Genomic DNA, 17,258 nt, shown 5'->3' with positions numbered 1-17,258 from the left:
AAGGACTCTTCAAGAAGCTCAAATATCGTTGCTGTCCCAAATGTGGAAGCGACGCTGACGTGGTGCCCAAAATGCTCATGCTCGGAAAGCAAAGCTCGCTTGAAGAACGCGCTGGCGCCCGCAGGCCAGACCAGCTCGCGTCTGACGAGTGTCTTCCTGAAGCCCTGCTGCCTGCCCCGCTTCAGCAATTCGTTCAAGGTTGCTACTGCACACGATGTGGTGTGGGTTTTGTCCCAGATGACCTTGTAAAGCCCGCAGTAGTGGAAGAAGCTAGAAATCGTGCCGCAAGGCGGGCAAAACCGCCGTAGGAAATGCGGCATTCGGCCAGAAGCGGTCGGTCGACAACACCTCGGAAATTGCAGGATAGCGGACGTTCTGACCTGTGGGTGAGACACGCTCTGAGGAGAAATCAATATGTATGAGTTGCCAAACCACTACGCCTGTACAGGGTGTGGGAAGCGATTTGGGTTCGAGTTTCAGCGTTCCGTCTACTACTGCGGCACTGCTCCACTCGGGCATCAATTGCTAGACGCAGACGTACTCCCAATTCCAGTGCGGCCAGGGTGGTGCAAGACGTGCGACAAGCTCTGTGTTGTTGAAAATATTCAACCTCTGCGTAATTTCGAAGATGCGTATGGAGCTGTTCGTGCTGGGAAAAATGTGGAGTACCCAGAGGGGACATCGAACTATGACTTGCCTGAAGCGATCAATCGGATCGCTGCGTATCTGAGATGGCGTTTAGGGCGCGCCCATCCGTCTCGTGCTCTATGTTGCGGTGGTATCAGCTACCAACTTCTGGATGTTAAACAACCATTGCTTAAGCATGCGGAATGCGACTTTGGCGTAGTCGAAGCGGTCTATCTTTATTTCGGTTCATACAACGGTCCCGGCCCGGGTGTCTACAGTCCAGCCAACATTCGCGTTTTTGACGGCGAAGGGGATTTGATTGGGCTCCTCACTACTCGCGCCTGGGGAGGGGCAACGCTCTGGGAGGTTGCCCCAGCGGCGTATGAGACATCGCAGTCGGATTGAATGACCGGTTCCGAGGGAAATGAACTTCCGCTACAGGCCCTTTGCATCGATGATCCGTCCAGCTACATTCGGCCAACAGCTGACCTTCGCAGCATCGACAGAAATCGCACGACCAGACTCCTATGACATGAGCACAACCGTTCCATCCCTCCGGCGTCTTATGCCTGAGGAAGCCGGCTATCTTTTCGACCTCTGCCAAGCGACCATGCGCGGGTACGTCGAGCAAGTTTGGGGCGCTTGGAACGAAGCGGCCGTTCGGGCGCATCTAACCGAAAGAGCGCAGGAAGGCGCGTTTTTTATGCTCCTCGTTCGAGGCGAGCGTGTCGGGGCAGTCGCGTTCGAGCGTTTTGATACGCACTATCAGATTGAAGACCTTTACGTCGAGCCAGGAAGCCAAGGCCAGGGCATAGGAACGTTCGTCGTGACGCACATCATCGGAATGGCAATGCTGGAAAATGTTCCGGTCCGACTTCGTGTGCTCACCTCGAACCCTGCTCGCCGGTTGTATGAGCGGCTGGGTTTTGAAGTTGTTCAATCCACTTCCGAGCGGTACTTTCTAGAGCGTCCTAGCTGAACGTAGGGGCTGCGACGCGTAGGACAGAATGCGGCCATAACCAGACATTCCCAATGACCATCCAGCTGCCCGCTGTCCACCGCGCTTTCATCGACACGAACGGTCTATTTGAGGGCTTCGCTGTCTTGTCGGGTGAGGAACACTACGTGATCCTCTGGGGCGAAGATGAGGTCGCCACCGCCAATTCAGAGATGGACATGGACGTGTATGCGCCGGGTTTCGTGGCCTTCGCCGGGAACGGCGGTGGTGAAATTTATGCCTTCGACGCGGTTGGCGCTGTCTTCATGCTTCCGATGATTGGCATGGAGCCAGAAGCAGCAATCAGGGTGGCTGACGACTTTCTCGAGTTTACGCGGGGTTTTCAGTGGGCAGTGTCGTCGGGCAAGTGACCCTTGAACGCTGCATACGGCCAACAACGGTCATTTGCCGATGGCCGCTGAAGAGACTCCTCGATCAAGGGGCCTTTCCCATTTACGCTGCTCAGTAGGCACCACATGCCCTTCCCTACACTAACGACGGATCGATTGATCCTGCGGCAAACGAGCCAGGCCGATGCGGCCAGCATCTTCAGCATATTTTCCGACCCTGCCGTTGTCGAGTTCTATGACATCGAGGCACTTCAGGATGGATCGCAAGCCGAAGAAATTCTCGATCGCCATCAGAAGCTCTTTGAAAGCAAGCGGGGCATTCGTTGGGGCATCGCGTTACGCGACTCCGGCACGTTGGTTGGCACTGCTGGATATTTCGGGAAGATTGAAGCCTATTCCTCCGCAGTCCTAGGCTACGACCTTTCTCGTACGCAATGGGGAAAAGGGATCATGGTCGAAGCCTTGCGCGCAATCTTGACTTATGGCTTTGCTCAGTATGGGTTGAATCGCATTCAGGCCACCACAGACTTGGATAGCTTGCGTTCGGTCGCCACACTAAAGCGGCTGGGCTTCCAAGAAGAAGGCACTCTTCGCCAATCCGGCTTTTGGAAAGGGAAGTTTCACGATGTACGCTGCTTCTCACTGCTTCGCTCAGAGTGGACGACCATTCGGTCCTTATGAGGCGAGCCAGAGACCGGCAGCAGTCGGCCAGATCCGGAAGTGACGGGATCCGGCCAACACCGGACGTTAGTCGTGGCCCTCCAGTTTTGAGACGCCGGCTCCTTTTGGGCGCTTCGGCAGAAGCTACAGTCAGCCTGGCGGCTTCAACCGAATAACCCATCAAGCATGCTTACGGACATCCTGATTGCCTCGACCGACGACGCACCTCAAATCCTCTCCACCACACCAGGCAGCTGGCCCCGATTGCAGTTCAATTCGTTGGACAACGTCGCACTGGCCGGACTTTGGGCCGCCCTAGGGGCGACCGCCGAGGCAGTGGATTTTGAAGGTGAGAAGCACTTGCTTGCTCACACGCCGGAGCAATGGGTCTTTGAGTTTCCGCAGGACTTTGTGCGTAGGCTATGCGCACTGCAGCCGGCAGGCATCAAGGATGTGGCAGCGGCATGGGCCACGCATGATGAAATTGCACGGATGGGCGCGAGCGGTCCTGCAATTGAACCGGTCGTGGAAGCGGTCAGGGGATTTGCGCGGCAGGCGACGGGTGAGAACAAGAGCTTGCTCTTGTTCATGTCGCTGTAGAGCACGTCAGCCGCAGTCGGCCAGAAGCTGCCATCCAAGCGAGCCTGCTAAATTCTGCTAACAGCAAAACAGGGATCACGTCCATGAACAATCCCCCTCTTGGCTCTAACCTGACGGACCTATGCCGGGAAATCATCCTAGAGTGGTCGCGGCTATCAGACCTTGCGGATTTTGCCGAGCGTGGTCACGGATATGGCTCCGACAGCGGAGGCATTCAGTACCCTGAAGATCTTGATGAGTATGAGCGTCTCGTCGAGGGAACTCAGATTCCTGAGGGCTTTTTGCGGGTCTACAGCTACGGACAGGATGACGTCTTAGTTCCACAGAGCATCTATCTGCGGACTCTTATGGACGTTCTTGCAAACGCTGGTTTCGCTGGGGACATGGCCAAGGTACAGGCCCTGCTTGACCGCCTGAACCCGTAGCGACGCTCACTATCTATCGACGGCCTGCGTTCGGCCAAAGCCAGCCGGTCATTTGAGGAAGTTGATGGAGCCCAGGAAACTAGTTCTTGAAGTAAGTGAGTAAGCGTCCTGGCAACTCATGTTGACGGCGGTCTCAGACTTAGGACCGAAGCGCGCAGATGGCTAGCCACTCAAAATGGCAGCATTCCAACACTCAGTTGCCGAGGAAGTAATGACGGCGATCGGCAGACCAGCGTGCGAGCTGCTCCCTGCAGTCGTCCCTGCACCATTGGGCGAGTCCGTCAGCAATGTCAAGCATTCCCTGTTCGCGAAGCCAAGCAACAGTTCGTATAGGACCGCCGCCGAGCATGCTTTCAATGTCGAAGCAGCACTGCAAATCGAAATCGACCTTGTACTTTGCATGCCACATGGCCGGGACATCGGCGGGGTCGCCAACCAAGAACAGTAGCCAGGCGCACCAGTACACGTTCTCGAAGTAGTTGTCGTCCTCGCCCCACGCGGGATCCCAGTCGTCGTCTCCAAGATCATCGTGCGCGAGTCGACGGCGGAACTCGACCTCAGCTGTGAACATGCGGCGCAGCAAAGAGTGATGGCTTGACGCATCCTCAGGAGCGATTGCGCGCAGCGCACGTTTGCGATCGGCGGGTGCTTCAATGTCAATGTCGATTGGCATACGCAAGTATGTAGCCATTGCGAGGTCGACAAGCGCGCGGTGATCCCGTCTTGACTGCAGTCGCAGATCAGGCTGCCGATGACGCCCACCGATGCGGCAGCAGTTCGGCGACGCGACTGGTCGGTTGCGTGGGTACCAAAGGGTCACAGCGAATCTGTCGGATGACCGCTTTCTAGCGCACTCGATGACGGCTTTGGGCCCCATGCCGACGTTCGGCCTTGCCGCAAGCAGACTTTCGGCTTTCACTCGGAGAGTGCTCTTCATCAACGCTCCATTCATTCGGACCAGGCCAAGCCTCCTTCAGATCTCAGTCTCTAGGATTGCGTCATGACAAGTTCCCAACGATCTTCGAAAGCAAAGCCAAGTCGGAAGCTGCGCTCAGGCCTGATTGCACTCGCCGTTTTCGTTGCCTTTGCTTTGGTAGGACCGTTGTTTGGATTTGGCAGGAGTGGAAACTCCAGTGGCGTAATGGGCGGCGAGATTTGCCGAGCTACCTGCACGGCGCGAGGCTGGCGAGACGGCGCATTGGTTTCTCCAGAACACGCTGCGACGGGAGCTTAGAACGGCCCCAAGACTTGCCAATGCCGATGATGGCCCCGTACAACTGACCGCATAGGCTCGACCGCAGCCGGATACACCACCGTCGCGATCAGTGCTTGGTCTCGGTCAATACGCAGCTCATCGATTCGCTTGGTGGCGTCAGCGCAATGACCTTGGCCACCCCAGCTTGACGGGCTCTATCAACACCGCTTACATTGCCCCCGCCCCGCGATAAGCGAGGTCGGGTTTGGAAGCCCGCTGACATCCTGCGACGAAAGCCGCAGTCACCGCACATGGTCTGCGGCTTTCTCGTTTGCGCCTATTTTTTAGGCGGCTCGAACGGGAGGGCTCGCGCCCTGCCGGTTTCCGCAAGGATGTCCCGGTCTTCCAACCCGTTCGAGCTGCCGCCCTCGTTTGGAAGCGAGGGCGTCGGTTTCTGCAAATCGACATCCTTGGGAGGCCCACTCATGGCCAACGCTTCTTCAAACGACGCAAGCACCAACGCCCGTTGTGCTTGTGCGCTCTATCGTCCCACCGCCCAGTTCAAACCCTTCGAATGGGTCCAGGGCGACCGGCTCAACGATTCTTCCCAGCAAAGCCAGGCCGCATTCCTGAACGACGCCCGCGACGTAGTGCAGGGCGCGCAAACGTTGGTTCAGCTACTCACCTGGGACGAAGACCGGCACGATGCCGCTTCGTCCGACGCAGACCCCGCGCCGCTCTTCGACGCATGCCAGCGCGGCTCGCTGCAGCGGCTTCTCTCGGCAACGCTGGGGCTGCTTCACGCCCGTATCGAAGTCCAGTGCGAGGCACTGACGGGGTAGGGAAGGCCTTCGAGTTCAGGCCGCCCGTATCACCGACTTGGGCTCCAGATACGCCTCCAGCCCGAAGGTGCCGAACTCGCGGCCGATGCCCGATTGCTTGAAGCCGCCGAAGGGCGCCAGGGGCTCGTGGTGCAGGCCGTTGATCAGCACCCGGCCCGCCTGCAGGCGGGAGCCCACGGCGAGGGCGTGTTCGTCGCTGCCCGACAGCACCACCGCCTGCAGGCCGTAGACCGTGTCGTTGGCGATTGCGATGGCGTCTTCCTCGTCGCGGTAGGTAATGAGGCAGAGCACGGGCCCGAAGATTTCTTCACGCGCGATGACCATGTCGTTGCGTACCCCGGCGAACAGGGTGGGGCGCACGTAGAAGCCGGCATCGAGGCCTGCCGGGCGGCCCTCGCCACCGGCAATGAGTCGCGCGCCTTCTTCCGTTCCCTTGCGGATGTAGCCCTGCACCCGCTCCCACTGCTTGCGGCTGACCATGGGGCCGATCTCGGTCGCGGCGTCGCGTGGGTCGCCGACCTTCGCGGCCTCGACTGCCGTCCGGGCCAGCGCGATGGCCTCGTCCAGCCGGTGTTCGGGCACCAGGATGCGGGTGCCGGCCAGGCAGGCCTGGCCGCTGTTCTGGAAGCCGGCCGTCACTGCAAGGGGAATGGCGGTGGCGAAGTCGGCGTCGTCGAGCACCACGGTGGGCGACTTGCCGCCGAGCTCCAGCGTCACGCGCTTCAGGGTGTCGGCTCCGGCGCGCTGGATGGCCTTGCCCACTGCGGTGCTGCCGGTGAAAGAAATCTTGGCGATGTCGGGGTGGCTGCTCAGCTCCGCGCCCACCACGTCGCCCCGGCCGTTGACGATGTTGAAGAGCCCCGGCGGCAGGCCCGCGGCGTGCAGCGCCTCGGTGACCACCTGGGTCTGGATGGCGCTCATCTCGCTGGGCTTGATGACCACGGTGCAGCCGGCGGCCAGCGCGGTCGCCAGCTTGTTGCAGATGAAGCCGGCGTTGGAATTCCAGGGCGTGATGAGGCCGGCCACGCCGACCGGCTCCATCACGACCTGTGCGCTGCCGATCTGGCGGGTGAGGGGGTATTGCTCCAGCGTCCTCGCCGCGAGCAGGAAGGCCTCTGCCGCATACCGTGCGACCCAGCCGGCGCGGGACACGGGGCCGCCGTACTCCTCGGTGGTGGCGGCATTGATATCGTCGGCGCGGGCCAGCACCGCGGCATGCAGGCGGTGAAGCAGCGCGATGCGTTCGGCCTTGGTGGTGCGCGCGTAGGCGGGCCAGGCGCGCTTGGCGGCGGCAATCGCTCGCAGCGTGTCTTCGCGGTCACCCAGGGTGACGTGGCCGATGACGGCCTCGGTGGATGGGTTGATGAGCTCGGCCTGTTCGCGCCCGTGGGGGGTGACGAAGGCGCCGTCGATGTAGATCTGGTCGATGTTGCGCATGGTGTGTTCCTTGGATTCGCCGGAGCGGAAAACCGGCTTGAATCAAATTTAGGGCGCGAGCATTGACTTGAGAAGCCGGCCAAATCACCATGCGTCATTCAGGTAATCGGGACAATCGACCATGCACAGCAGCGGATTGATAGAGCTGGAGGCGGTGCTGGCGGTGGCCCGGCACGGCGGTTTCAGGGCGGCGGCGGTCGATATGGGCATGTCGCGCTCGGCCCTCAGCGCCACGGTGGCGGGGCTGGAGGCGCGGCTGGGCGTGCGCCTGTTCAACCGCACCACGCGCAGCGTGTCCACTACCGAGGCGGGCGAGCAGTTCATCGCGCGTATCGCGCCGGCGCTGGCCGACATTCGCGGCGCCATGGAGGCGACCAACGAGCTGCGCGACACGCCCACCGGCACCCTGCGGCTCAACAGTTCGGTCGGTGCGGCGCAGATGATCTTCGCACCGGTGGTGCTGGAGTACCTGCGCCGCTACCCCGACATGAAGGTAGACATCGTGACCGAGCGCCGGATGATCGACATCGTGGCCGAGGGCTTCGACGCCGGCATCCGCCTGGCCGAGGCCGTGCCGCGCGACATGGTGGCCGTGCCCATGAGCGGCGAGCAGCGCATGGTGGTGGTCGCATCGCCGCAATATCTGCAGAAGCACCCCGCGCCCCAGGTGCCCGACGACCTGATGGCGCACCGCTGCGTGCGCTGGCGCTTTTCGAGCGGCATCGTTTACCGCTGGGAGTTCGCGCGCCACGGCGAGGCGATGACGCTCGACGTGCCCGGCCCCATCACGCTCGACGAGCCCCTGCTGATGCTGGAGGCGGCGCGCGCAGGCGTGGGCATTGCCTACATGGGAATGTTCCACGTCGCAGAAGACCTGGCCAGCGGCCGGCTGGTGCCGCTGCTGGAAGAGTGGTCGCCAAGCTACCCGGGCATCTGCCTGTACTACCCGAGCCGGCGCAACGTGCCGGCAGGGCTGAGGGCCTTCATCGACCTGGTGCGCGAGGTGATCGAGTTGCCGGGCCGGTAGCAGAACCCTGAGCGAGCGGGCGGGGCCGCTTACATCGGCGGCATCTTGTCGAACTTGGGCAGTGCCGGGTCGAGAAAGTCCCAGCCGTGCCCACGCACGGTGTACGTAACCGCCTGCGGCTTGTACCGGCCGGGGTCGTCGAGGCTTGCCGCGTGCACGGTGAAGACGTCGGGCATCGCCGCAAAGGTCAGGTACACGGGCGAGCCGCAGTTCGGGCAGAACCCCCGGGTCTTGACGTTGCCGCTGTCGCCGACCATGTCCCACAGCGTGGCATTGCCGCTGTGCTTCACGCCGGCGCGTGGAAAGGTGAGGTACGAGCCGTGGCCGGTGCCGCTCTTGCGTTGGCAGTCGCGGCACTGGCATTCGTTCTGGAAGATGGGCTCGGCCGAGATCTCGTAGCGGATTGCGCCGCACGCGCAGCCGCCGGTGTAGGCGTGGCTCATTTGTCTTGTCCTTTCGAGGTTGTTTTCCAGCGGGGCTGGCTGGGTGCAACCAATTTAGGCGAGCAAGGGCGCGGCGGGGGAGTAACAAGTTCGTCGTGAGTGGGCACCGCCCGGGAGCTCAGGCTTCCACGGGCACGTAGAAGTCGATCACGGCCCCTGGCTGGTCGGGCGCGAAATGGCCGTCGTACATCTCGAAGTCGGGACTGTCGACGACCCGCAAGCCGGAGGCGGGAATCAACTCGCCCCAGATGATCGCCATGGCGCTCTTGACTTGCGGGTGCAGCGCGGACCCGTTCAGGGCGATGCGAAAAACGACGTAGGTTGCCGCCGGAATCTCCTTCACTTCGAAGCCCTTGGGGAGGTCGCCATCGGTTTCCACGCCCACGCCTGCCATGTACATGAAGCTCCCGGCCTCCTGGTCCACGCTCCAGACCACGCCGTACGTCGCCCAGCTCGGGGCCTGGCCCTTCAGCGGCAAGGCACCGACAAGCGCAGACCACAGTTGGGGAATGTCGGACTTCGTCGCGTCGTCGAAGCGCCGGGATGGGCCCGCGACGCGGAACGCCTCGAGCCTGGTCAATTCGGGCAATCGGGCCACTGCCGTGGGGGTGCTGCTGGGGGAATTCATTGGAAACTGTCCTTCGATGGGGGTAGGAGAGAAGCCGGAACGAAAGCGGCCGGGTGACGCGCCGAAGAGGCGCTTGAATGCGCGCGTGAAAGCCTCCTGCGATTCGAAGCCGCAATCCAGGGCCAGATCGATGAGCTTCACGTCGGGCTCGCTGCAGAGCCTGCGGGCACTGCGCACGAGTCGACGCCCGCGCACATGCGCCATGACACTGCGGCCCATGCGGGCGGTGAACATCCGGGAGAAGTGGTACGCCGAAAAGCCCGCGCGTTGCGCGATCAGTTCGAGCGTGAGGTGGTCGTCGAGCCGCTCCTCGATCCAGGCCATGAGGGGGACGAATATGTCGGGCTCGCGGGGCATCGGGTTGTCCATGCGGCGATCATGAAGTACCGCAAACCGGCTGTCCTGACCGAACTTGCTGGCGTGCAGTAATGCGAAAGAATTGCCAACTCAGTGGCTTCTGCTTTGAAGTTCTTACAACTTCGGCCCCGTACATGCGGGTTTCAGACGGTAAAGTGCCCGTCTCCGGTTTCGGACTGTTTCCGACCCTTTTCCCGCCGCCTCCCGCTCCCCCGTTTCTGTTTCTTCTTCTTCATGTCCAACCTCATCGTGCACGGCGGTACGCCGCTGCGTGGCCGCATTACCCCCTCCGCCAACAAGAACGCCGTGCTTCCGGTGCTCTGTGCCACTTTGCTCACCTGGGAGCCGCTGCGCCTGCACGGCGTGCCCGACATCACCGACGTGCGCAAGATCCTCGACATCTTCCGCACCCTCGGCAGTGACGTGCACATGGACCACGAGACCGGCACGCTCGAGCTGCATCACCGCGAAACCACCTTCGACGCATCGCTGCACCGGCTGCCCGAGGAGATGCGCTCGTCGATCATGTTGGTGCCGCCGCTACTGGCGCGCTTCGGTGTTGCGCGGCTTGAAGACAACGTGAAGGGCTGCACGCTGGGCGTGCGCGAGATCGATCCGCACGTGGAGGTGTTCCAGCGCTTCGGCGGCGAGGTCGAGCGCACCGAGGGCTCGCTGCTGGTGCGCAGCAAAGGCCGGCTCACGCCTACCGACCACTGGCTCGACTACGCGTCGGTCACCACCACCGAGAACTTCGTGCTGTGCGCGGCCGCCGCGGGCGGCACCTCGACGCTGACCAATGCAGCGTCGGAGCCGCACGTGCAGGAGTTCTGCCGCTTCATGGCCATGATCGGCGTGCGCATCGAGGGCATGGGCACCTCGCGGCTCACGGTGCATGGCAACGGCGCGCTCAAGGGCGGCGAGTTTCGCTTCGACGAAGACTTCCACGAGATCACGACCTTCCTGGCGCTGGGCGCCATCACCGGCGGCGACGTGGTCGTGCGGAACAGCGCCCCCGAAAACTTTCCGCTGCTCGACCGCACCTTCGCCAAGTTCGGCGTGCAGATCGAGCATGCGGACGGCTGGTCGCGTGCCATCCGCACTGGTCCGCTGAAGGTGCAAACGCCTTTCACGAGCAATGTGCTCACCAAGGTCGAGGCGGCGCCGTGGCCGTACTTTCCGGTGGACCTGCTGCCGATCTTCATCGCGCTGGGCGTGCGCGCCCAGGGCAATGCGATGTTCTGGAACAAGGTGTACGACGGGGCGCTGGGCTGGACGGGCGAGCTCTCGAAGTTCGGCGCGCACGTGTTCTCGTCTGACCCGCACCGGCTCATTACCTTCGGCGGCAATCCACTGACGCCCGCGGTGGTCGAGAGCCCCTACATCATTCGCGTGGCGATCGCGCTGTTCATGGTGGCAGCGAGCATCGAAGGCAAGTCGGAGATCCGCAACGCCGCGCCGATCCGCCGGGCGCATCCGCGCTTCGTGGAGAACCTGCGCAGCCTGGGCGTGCAGGTTGAGTGGACGAGCGAGGAATAACCGGCGGGGTTGGTGCCGCAGCGCCCGCCCGTCAGAACGACGGAACGGGGTTGCGCCCTTCGGTCAGCACATAGGCGCCGTTGCGCCAGGCATAGACCAGCGTGCTGTCGATGGTGAGCACGCGGCGGTTTTTGGTGCCGCTCGTTCGTTCGCCCTTGAACGCGATGCGCATTTCGCCCGGCGCTTCGTCGGTGCCCAGCGTAAAGCTCGGCGTGCCGCTGATGTCGAAGCACGCGCCGCGTGGCGGCTCTTCCGACTTGCCGGGCCTGGGCGCTTTCTCGCAGGACTCGTCGGCGCCTTCATTGGTGGCCGACAGCGCAATGCCCCTTGCCAGCACGCGCACCTTGCCCGCTTCGAGCCCATACACCGACAGCCACTGCCCACAGTAGCCCTGCCAGCAACTGCCGTGGGCAATGGTCAGCGCAAAGCGCTGGGGTGCGATGCGCTCGACCTTGGTGGTGCCGAGGTTGCCCATGAAGCCGAGGTAGTCGACAGCGTCGCTGCGGCTCGCGAGCTTCCAGCCCTCGGCGCTCTGCTCGAAGAAGTAGGCACCGAGCCATGCGCCGTTCACGTGGCCGTTCATCGGCTCGCCCCGGTCGTCGAGCGGCACGGTCTCGGTCAGCATGACGGCGTGCGTATCGTCCAGCCGCACCACCTCGCGCGGCGACACCTGAGCCTGTTGATCGGCCTCGCTGCCGGGCACTGTCTTGCCCTCGTTGGCCCTCTCGGGCAGCGAGACGGTGTCGGGCTGTCGGGGCGAGGCGCCCGGGTCCTGGGAGTCGGGGAACACCAGCGCCATGAGTTCGGCTCGCTTGAGCGTGGCCGATGCGGTGGGGCGAGGCACTGGTGGTGCAGGTGATGCTGGCGGTGCCGCGGGGGCAACGGCCTCGGCGGTTGCCACGGCCACTGCGGCTTTGTCCGGCTGCGCGTCGGCGGTGGTAGCGGGGGCTTCTTCTTTCTGCGGGCAGCCGCCGAGCATGACGAGGCTGGCGGTGGCAATGGCAGCAGCAATGCTGCGCTGCAGCGGCCGGGAGTGAGCGGGCCGCGTCGGGTTCAGGATGGGCATGCGCGCGATTGTGCCGAAGCCATTTGGCGATGATGACCCCGCCGCCGCCGCAACCTCCGGCTTGGCGGGAGAATGGCCGGCACCCGGCGACACACGAACAAGGAGCGCTCCAAATGACCACGCTGCAACAACTCATCGGAACGGACCTTCCGCTCATTCAGGCTCCCATGGCCGGCGTGCAGGGCAGCGCGCTGGCCATTGCCGTCAGCAATGCCGGTGGCCTGGGCTCGCTGCCAGGTGCCATGCTGAGCCCCGACGTCATGCGCAGCGAGCTGGCCGCCATCCGCGCGGGCACCAGCAAGCCCTACAACGTCAATTTCTTCTGCCACACCCCGCCGGTGCCGAGCGCCGAGCGCGAAGCGACCTGGCGTGCCGCGCTGGCGCCGTATTACGCGGAGTTCGGCATCGACGCGGCGAACATTCCCACCGGCCCGGGGCGCAACCCTTTCAGCGCGGAAGTGGCCGATTTGCTGGCCGAATTCCGCCCGCCGGTGGTGAGCTTTCATTTCGGGCTGCCGTCCGAAGCGCTGATGGCGCAGGTGCACGGTTGGGGTGCGAAGGTGCTGGCATCGGCCACCACGGTCGAAGAGGCGCAGTGGCTCGAAGCGCGCGGCGTGGATGCGGTCATCGCGCAAGGGCTGGAGGCCGGTGGGCATCGCGGTCATTTCCTGTCGCACGACCTGACGCGGCAGCTCGGCACTTTCGCGCTGTTGCCGCAGCTGGTGCACGCCGTGAAGGTGCCGGTGATCGCGGCCGGTGGCATTGCCGATGCAGCCGGTGTGGTCGCGGCCATGGCGATGGGCGCGGCGGGCGTGCAGATTGGCACGGCCTACCTGCTGACGCCCGAGGCGACCACCAGCGCGCTCCATCGCGAGGCGCTCAAGAGCAGGGCCGCGCGGCATACGGCGCTGACCAATCTCTTTACCGGCCGGCCAGCGCGCGGCATCGTGAACCGCGTGATGCGCGAGCTGGGGCCCATCGGCGCAGCCGCTCCGGAGTTTCCGCTGGCCACATCGGGAATCGCACCCTTGCGTGCCAAGGCCGAGGCGCAGGGCAACGGCGACTTCTCTCCGCTGTGGTCGGGGCAGAACGCCACCGGCTGCCGCGAGCTGCCTGCGGCCGAGGTCACGCGTGAGCTGGCACAAGGATTTCATTGAGCTTCAAACCATGACCCAACTGCATCTGCCCCTGAAGTTTCTCGCGCATGGCGCGCAACCCGATGTTCGCGAACCCTGGCTGCTGGTGCTGATGCACGGCGTGGGCAGCAACGAGCAAGACCTGTTCGGCCTGGCGCGCATGATGCCGCCGCAGTTCAACGTGCTGAGCCTGCGCGCGCCCTATGTGCTGTCGCCCGACGCCTACGCGTGGTTCGAGTTCCAGGTGCTGCCCGGCGGTGAACGCCGGATCGACGAAGAGCAGGAGCGCGAGAGCCGCTTCCTGGTCGGCGAGATGATCGCCTCGGCTGGCAAGCAACTCGGCGTGCCGCCAGAACGCGTGGTGGTTGGCGGCTTCAGCCAGGGCGGCATCATGGCGCTGTCGCTGCTGCTGACCAAGCCTGAGAGCGTGCGCGCCGCGATGGTGTGGCACAGCCGGCTGCTGTCGCAGGTGCTGCCGCACGTCGCGGCGCCGGAGGCCTTCGAGGGCAAGGCGTTGTGGGTGAGCCATGGCAGCGCCGACAACGTAATTCCGCCGAGCGCTGCGCAGGCCACGCGCGAGTTCGCACGTACGTTGCCGGTGGCGCTGTCGGGGGCGGACTTTCCGGGTGCGCACGAGATCCGTCCGGCCGAGTTGCAGGCCACCCTGGCGTGGCTGCAATCGCTCAGCGCGCCGACAAGTTCGTAGACAAGCGCACCATGACCATCGCTTCCATCTCGGCCACCCATTCGTCGTTGTCCGCTTCGGGCTGCACCAGCAGGCGATAGCGTCGGCCGCCCCATGCGGCGGTCAGCAGCGCATGGATGGTGGCGGGCGAGGGCTGCGGCTGTAGGTCCGTGCAAGCGGCAAAGGCCTTGAGCCACCTGTCAGCCAGTTCCTCGTACACGCGGCGGTGGTGCTTGGGCTCCGCCACGCGGTGTTCGAGCATCAGCATCTCGTGGTCGAAAGCCGGCAGCCCTTCGAGCCGCGTGTCGCAGGTGATGCGCACGAGGCGCTGCACGCGCGTTGGCCAGTCGATATCCGAAGGCGCGATCACTTCCGCATCGAGCCGCGCGAGTAGCGCCTCGATGCAGTGGCGCACATAGCCCGAGAGCAGGGCTTCCTTGTCGGGGAAGTAGTCGTAGAGCGTGCCGACCGCGATGCCGGTTTCCAGCGCCACTGCGCGCGTGGTCACGCCCTCCCAGCCGTGCGCGGACCAAATCCGAACAAAGGCGTCGTAGATCGCCTGCACGGTGAACTTGCTGCGTGCCTGCGTGGGGCGTTTCAGGGGCTTGGAGCGGGGTGCGTCCGGCATCGACGGTTTTCCGAACCCGCCGGGAGACGGGCCGCCATACAGTTTGCGAATGAACAACGTATTCACTTTAACCCGCCTCGAAACGCGCAAGAACGCCCTCGGCACTACCCGTGTCGTGACCGCGCAGGACACCGGCGAGCTGCAGCCCGGCGAGGTGCTGCTGAAGATCGGCCGCTTCTCGCTGACCACCAACAACATCACCTACGCGGCCTTCGGCGACGCGGTCATGAAGTACTGGCAGTTCTTTCCGACTGGCGACGCTGATTGGGGTCACATGCCGGCCTGGGGCTTTGCCGATGTGGCCGCCTCGAATGTGGAGGGCGTGGCGGTGGGCGAGCGCTTCTACGGCTACTTTCCCATAGCGAGCCACCTGCGCATGCAGCCAGTGCGCGTAACGCCGCGCGGCTTCTACGACGGCGCGCCGCACCGCAGCGAGCTGGTGTCGGCCTACAACCAGTACATGCGCTGCAGCAACGACGCGGGCTACGTCGCCGCGCTGGAGGACTACCAGATGCTGGTGCGCCCGCTGTTCATCACCTCGTTCATGCTGGCCGACTTCCTGGAAGACAACGCTTTCTTCGGCGCGAAGCAGGTTGTGGTGTCGAGCGCGTCGAGCAAGACCGCATTCGGCACGGCCTTTTGCCTGCGACAGCGCGAAGGGCTGGCGCTGATTGCGGCCACGTCCAACGCCAATCGCGCTTTCGTGGAGAGCCTGGGCTGCTACGACCGCACGCTGAGCTATGAAGAAGTGACGGCGCTGCCGGCTGATGTGCCCACGCTGTACGTCGACTTCTCGGGCAACGACGACCTGCGCGCCACCATTCATCACCACTTCGGCGAAGCGCTGGTGTACGACTGCTATGCGGGCTCTGCGCAGAAGACGGAATTTCTCGGTGACACAACCTCGCTGCCCGGCCCGACGCCCAAGCTCTACTTCGCCCCCGTGCAGATCCGCAAGCGCAATGCCGACTGGGGCCCGCAAGAGGTCAACTGGCGCTTCAACGAGGCGCAAGGCAGCTTCATCGCCGAGCTGAGCAGGCCCGGCAATCGATGGATGACGCTGGCACAAGGCGAGGGCTTCGCGCATGCGCAAGCCGTGATCGCCGACCTGCACGCGGGCAGGGTAGATCCGCGGCAGGCGCACGTGGTGCGGCTCGCGGGCTGAGCGTGTGAACTTCCGCGCGGCGGGTGCGTCACAGGGCGTTACGACGACGGGGCTGGTGCGCAGCCCGAATTGGTGCACCATAGCCGTTCGCTTCCCCGACATTCCCGCACAAGGAAACCCACCTCATGCCCGAGCCCGACAGCGACACGCGCGACGCCCCTGAGTTCAGACCCCGCCGCGAAATGCCCATAGGCGCCATCGTCGCCTTCGTGCTGGTGCTGCTCGGGACTGCCTACCTTGGCTGGCGCTGGTATCAGCAGCAGATGCTGGCAGAACCCGTGCCAGTGGCCGCGGCGCCCAATGACGCGCCCGCACCACCGCCACCACCGGCGCCGCCCTCGGCAGCGTCCGCCGAGCCGCAGAACCCCATGGATGCACTGGCTCCGCCCGATGCGGCATTGCCCAAGCTGCCTGATTCCGATGCGCGCGTGACGAAGGCGCTGATCGAACTGTTCGGCGGCAAGAACGTTGCAGCGTACATGCACCCCGACGGCATCGTGCGCCGCTTCGTCACCACCGTCGACAACCTCGCGCGCGAACAGGCTCCGCCCAGCGCATGGCCGGTGCTGCCCACGGGCCAGCGCTTCATCACCGACGGGCAGCAGGGGCAGGTACAGACGATTGCCGCGAACAACGCCGCGCGCTACAACGCCATCGTGCTGCTGGCCGAGTCGGTCGACCCGGCCAAGGCGGCGGCCGTGTACGCAAAGCTCTATCCGCTGTTCCAGCAGGCGTACGAAGAGCTGGGCTATCCGGGCCGCTACTTCAACGACCGGCTCATTGCCGTGATCGACCATCTGCTGCAGGCGCCCGAGCCCAAGGGGCCGGTGGAGGTGCGGCTGGTCGAGGTGAAGGGTGACGTGCCCTCGACCCGGCCGTGGGTGCGCTATGAATACGCTGACCCCAAGCTGGAGTCGCTGTCTTCCGGCCAGAAGATCATGGTGCGCATGGGGCCGGAGAACGAGCGCAAGGTGAAGACCAGCCTGCGCGGCCTGCGCCAGCAGATCGCCACGGGCGACGTGGCAAAGAAGAAGCAACCCTGACGCCGCACGGCGCCCGATCTACACGAGCGCCCGTGAGCATTCCTCCGGCGCGCCGTGTAGGCGCGGACCGATTGCGTGCTGAACGGATGTCGCTGAGGCTTTGTTCTCAAGATCAAAACCTCGAGGACACCCGTATGAACCTGATGAGCGTCGACCTCTACCAGAGTGCAACCGATTCGGAGAAATTCCTCGCGCTTCCAGCGGGCACCGATCCTGCCGAACTCATGGGTCCGATGACCTTCGACCAGGACTATGCGCAGGTCAAGCGATACCAGGAGGCATTCCAGTTCGATCCGTCCGAAGCCTATGCGGGCGTCAATGCCGCCAAGATCGCTGCAGACATCCTGACCGTGAAGTGGGCGACCTATCGTCGCGAATCCCCGCCGTAAAAGGGCCGCTGGGTTGCCGCCC

General features: G+C 63.8%; 20 protein-coding genes. 13 read left to right on the top strand and 7 right to left on the bottom strand.

Features of this window, described 5'->3' with window-relative positions; translation table 11 throughout:
- The coding region (locus tag BLW48_RS35620; RefSeq protein ID WP_218137507.1) for a hypothetical protein at window positions 1-197 on the bottom strand (197 nt) is incomplete at its 3' end.
- Between the two features lie 854 nt (window positions 198-1,051).
- Here BLW48_RS35620 and BLW48_RS16605 point away from each other — a divergent pair.
- The 5 genes from BLW48_RS16605 to BLW48_RS16585 all read left to right on the top strand — a co-directional run bounded on the left by BLW48_RS16605 (window position 1,052) and on the right by BLW48_RS16585 (window position 3,659).
- Window positions 1,052-1,606 carry a GNAT family N-acetyltransferase gene (locus BLW48_RS16605; protein ID WP_093176343.1) on the top strand — a complete coding sequence of 185 codons (555 nt, stop codon included), beginning with the start codon at window positions 1,052-1,054 and terminating at the stop codon, window positions 1,604-1,606.
- A gap of 53 nt (window positions 1,607-1,659) precedes the next feature.
- Window positions 1,660-1,995 carry an SMI1/KNR4 family protein gene (locus BLW48_RS16600; protein ID WP_093176340.1) on the top strand — a complete coding sequence of 112 codons (336 nt, stop codon included), beginning with the start codon at window positions 1,660-1,662 and terminating at the stop codon, window positions 1,993-1,995.
- A 105-nt stretch (window positions 1,996-2,100) separates the two neighbouring features.
- Window positions 2,101-2,655, top strand: coding sequence for a GNAT family N-acetyltransferase (locus tag BLW48_RS16595; RefSeq protein ID WP_093176337.1), 555 nt, complete (start codon window positions 2,101-2,103; stop codon window positions 2,653-2,655).
- Between the two features lie 165 nt (window positions 2,656-2,820).
- A complete protein-coding gene (locus BLW48_RS16590) occupies window positions 2,821-3,234 on the top strand; it encodes a hypothetical protein (protein WP_093176334.1) in 414 nt (137 codons plus the stop codon).
- Window positions 3,235-3,317: 83 nt separating this feature from the next.
- Window positions 3,318-3,659, top strand: coding sequence for a hypothetical protein (locus tag BLW48_RS16585; protein ID WP_093176331.1), 342 nt, complete (start codon window positions 3,318-3,320; stop codon window positions 3,657-3,659).
- A gap of 193 nt (window positions 3,660-3,852) precedes the next feature.
- On the opposite strand, the gene BLW48_RS16580 is transcribed toward BLW48_RS16585, so the two are convergent.
- Entirely contained in the window at window positions 3,853-4,332 is a 480-nt protein-coding gene (locus tag BLW48_RS16580; protein WP_143047751.1) for a hypothetical protein, read from the bottom strand.
- 1,007 nt (window positions 4,333-5,339) lie between these two features.
- On the opposite strand from BLW48_RS16580, the gene BLW48_RS16575 reads away from it, so the two are divergent.
- Window positions 5,340-5,696 (top strand): hypothetical protein, encoded by a 357-nt coding sequence (locus BLW48_RS16575; RefSeq protein ID WP_093176328.1) that lies wholly within the window; start codon window positions 5,340-5,342, stop codon window positions 5,694-5,696.
- A gap of 15 nt (window positions 5,697-5,711) precedes the next feature.
- Here BLW48_RS16575 and BLW48_RS16570 read toward each other — a convergent pair whose 3' ends face one another.
- Complete coding sequence (locus tag BLW48_RS16570) at window positions 5,712-7,133, bottom strand: aldehyde dehydrogenase family protein (RefSeq protein ID WP_093176325.1); 1,422 nt, start codon at window positions 7,131-7,133, stop codon at window positions 5,712-5,714.
- 121 nt (window positions 7,134-7,254) lie between these two features.
- Here BLW48_RS16570 and BLW48_RS16565 point away from each other — a divergent pair, with 121 nt between their 5' ends.
- Window positions 7,255-8,160 (top strand): LysR family transcriptional regulator, encoded by a 906-nt coding sequence (locus BLW48_RS16565; protein ID WP_093073232.1) that lies wholly within the window; start codon window positions 7,255-7,257, stop codon window positions 8,158-8,160.
- A gap of 29 nt (window positions 8,161-8,189) precedes the next feature.
- Here the strand turns inward: BLW48_RS16565 and BLW48_RS16560 are convergent, their stop codons facing one another.
- Both BLW48_RS16560 and BLW48_RS16555 read right to left on the bottom strand, forming a co-directional pair.
- Complete coding sequence (locus BLW48_RS16560; RefSeq protein WP_093055533.1) at window positions 8,190-8,603, bottom strand: GFA family protein; 414 nt, start codon at window positions 8,601-8,603, stop codon at window positions 8,190-8,192.
- Between the two features lie 118 nt (window positions 8,604-8,721).
- Window positions 8,722-9,600 carry an AraC family transcriptional regulator gene (locus BLW48_RS16555; protein ID WP_093176323.1) on the bottom strand — a complete coding sequence of 293 codons (879 nt, stop codon included), beginning with the start codon at window positions 9,598-9,600 and terminating at the stop codon, window positions 8,722-8,724.
- 222 nt (window positions 9,601-9,822) lie between these two features.
- Here BLW48_RS16555 and BLW48_RS16550 point away from each other — a divergent pair, with 222 nt between their 5' ends.
- Complete coding sequence (locus tag BLW48_RS16550) at window positions 9,823-11,124, top strand: UDP-N-acetylglucosamine 1-carboxyvinyltransferase (RefSeq protein ID WP_093055537.1); 1,302 nt, start codon at window positions 9,823-9,825, stop codon at window positions 11,122-11,124.
- 31 nt (window positions 11,125-11,155) lie between these two features.
- On the opposite strand, the gene BLW48_RS16545 is transcribed toward BLW48_RS16550, so the two are convergent.
- The gene (locus tag BLW48_RS16545) at window positions 11,156-12,190 is read right to left on the bottom strand and encodes a hypothetical protein (protein WP_093176320.1); all 1,035 of its coding nucleotides are present in this window, start codon (window positions 12,188-12,190) and stop codon (window positions 11,156-11,158) included.
- A 113-nt stretch (window positions 12,191-12,303) separates the two neighbouring features.
- Between BLW48_RS16545 and BLW48_RS16540 the strand changes: the two genes are divergently transcribed.
- Window positions 12,304-13,347, top strand: a complete 1,044-nt coding sequence (locus BLW48_RS16540) for an NAD(P)H-dependent flavin oxidoreductase (protein WP_093176317.1) — start codon at window positions 12,304-12,306, stop codon at window positions 13,345-13,347.
- 10 nt (window positions 13,348-13,357) lie between these two features.
- Entirely contained in the window at window positions 13,358-14,032 is a 675-nt protein-coding gene (locus tag BLW48_RS16535; RefSeq protein WP_093176315.1) for an alpha/beta hydrolase, read from the top strand.
- Here the strand turns inward: BLW48_RS16535 and BLW48_RS16530 are convergent.
- Window positions 14,010-14,639, bottom strand: coding sequence for a TetR/AcrR family transcriptional regulator (locus tag BLW48_RS16530; protein WP_093176312.1), 630 nt, complete (start codon window positions 14,637-14,639; stop codon window positions 14,010-14,012). The genes BLW48_RS16535 and BLW48_RS16530 overlap by 23 nt on opposite strands.
- 49 nt (window positions 14,640-14,688) lie before the next feature.
- Between BLW48_RS16530 and BLW48_RS16525 the strand changes: the two genes are divergently transcribed.
- The 3 genes from BLW48_RS16525 to BLW48_RS16515 all read left to right on the top strand — a co-directional run bounded on the left by BLW48_RS16525 (window position 14,689) and on the right by BLW48_RS16515 (window position 17,236).
- Window positions 14,689-15,804: a DUF2855 family protein gene (locus BLW48_RS16525; protein ID WP_093176310.1), complete on the top strand. Its 1,116-nt coding sequence runs from the start codon at window positions 14,689-14,691 to the stop codon at window positions 15,802-15,804.
- A 125-nt stretch (window positions 15,805-15,929) separates the two neighbouring features.
- On the top strand, window positions 15,930-16,847 hold the full coding sequence (locus BLW48_RS16520; RefSeq protein WP_093176307.1) for a DUF3014 domain-containing protein: 918 nt from the start codon (window positions 15,930-15,932) through the stop codon (window positions 16,845-16,847).
- 134 nt (window positions 16,848-16,981) lie between these two features.
- Window positions 16,982-17,236: a hypothetical protein gene (locus BLW48_RS16515; RefSeq protein WP_093055551.1), complete on the top strand. Its 255-nt coding sequence runs from the start codon at window positions 16,982-16,984 to the stop codon at window positions 17,234-17,236.
- The last annotated feature ends 22 nt before the right edge of the window (window positions 17,237-17,258 follow it).

This window comes from Variovorax sp. YR266 (assembly GCF_900107295.1).
Taxonomy (GTDB): Bacteria; Pseudomonadota; Gammaproteobacteria; order Burkholderiales; family Burkholderiaceae_C; genus Variovorax.
The sequence above is the reverse complement of the archived record's forward strand: the minus strand, read 5'-3'. Positions and strand labels throughout refer to the sequence as shown.

Bases quoted from the DNA above. Each gene is read 5' to 3' on its own strand.
- BLW48_RS16520 (WP_093176307.1), top strand. From the start codon at position 15,930: ATGCCCGAGCCCGACAGCGACACGCGCGACGCCCCTGAGTTCAGACCC.
- BLW48_RS16530 (WP_093176312.1), bottom strand. From the start codon at position 14,639: ATGCCGGACGCACCCCGCTCCAAGCCCCTGAAACGCCCCACGCAGGCA.
- BLW48_RS16575 (WP_093176328.1), top strand. From the start codon at position 5,340: ATGGCCAACGCTTCTTCAAACGACGCAAGCACCAACGCCCGTTGTGCT.
- BLW48_RS16540 (WP_093176317.1), top strand. From the start codon at position 12,304: ATGACCACGCTGCAACAACTCATCGGAACGGACCTTCCGCTCATTCAG.
- BLW48_RS16515 (WP_093055551.1), top strand. From the start codon at position 16,982: ATGAACCTGATGAGCGTCGACCTCTACCAGAGTGCAACCGATTCGGAG.
- BLW48_RS16600 (WP_093176340.1), top strand. From the start codon at position 1,660: ATGACCATCCAGCTGCCCGCTGTCCACCGCGCTTTCATCGACACGAAC.
- BLW48_RS16590 (WP_093176334.1), top strand. From the start codon at position 2,821: ATGCTTACGGACATCCTGATTGCCTCGACCGACGACGCACCTCAAATC.
- BLW48_RS16555 (WP_093176323.1), bottom strand. From the start codon at position 9,600: ATGGACAACCCGATGCCCCGCGAGCCCGACATATTCGTCCCCCTCATG.
- BLW48_RS16580 (WP_143047751.1), bottom strand. From the start codon at position 4,332: ATGCCAATCGACATTGACATTGAAGCACCCGCCGATCGCAAACGTGCG.
- BLW48_RS16550 (WP_093055537.1), top strand. From the start codon at position 9,823: ATGTCCAACCTCATCGTGCACGGCGGTACGCCGCTGCGTGGCCGCATT.
- BLW48_RS16560 (WP_093055533.1), bottom strand. From the start codon at position 8,603: ATGAGCCACGCCTACACCGGCGGCTGCGCGTGCGGCGCAATCCGCTAC.
- BLW48_RS16565 (WP_093073232.1), top strand. From the start codon at position 7,255: ATGCACAGCAGCGGATTGATAGAGCTGGAGGCGGTGCTGGCGGTGGCC.
- BLW48_RS16585 (WP_093176331.1), top strand. From the start codon at position 3,318: ATGAACAATCCCCCTCTTGGCTCTAACCTGACGGACCTATGCCGGGAA.
- BLW48_RS16525 (WP_093176310.1), top strand. From the start codon at position 14,689: ATGAACAACGTATTCACTTTAACCCGCCTCGAAACGCGCAAGAACGCC.
- BLW48_RS16535 (WP_093176315.1), top strand. From the start codon at position 13,358: ATGACCCAACTGCATCTGCCCCTGAAGTTTCTCGCGCATGGCGCGCAA.
- BLW48_RS16595 (WP_093176337.1), top strand. From the start codon at position 2,101: ATGCCCTTCCCTACACTAACGACGGATCGATTGATCCTGCGGCAAACG.
- BLW48_RS16545 (WP_093176320.1), bottom strand. From the start codon at position 12,190: ATGCCCATCCTGAACCCGACGCGGCCCGCTCACTCCCGGCCGCTGCAG.
- BLW48_RS16605 (WP_093176343.1), top strand. From the start codon at position 1,052: ATGAACTTCCGCTACAGGCCCTTTGCATCGATGATCCGTCCAGCTACA.
- BLW48_RS16570 (WP_093176325.1), bottom strand. From the start codon at position 7,133: ATGCGCAACATCGACCAGATCTACATCGACGGCGCCTTCGTCACCCCC.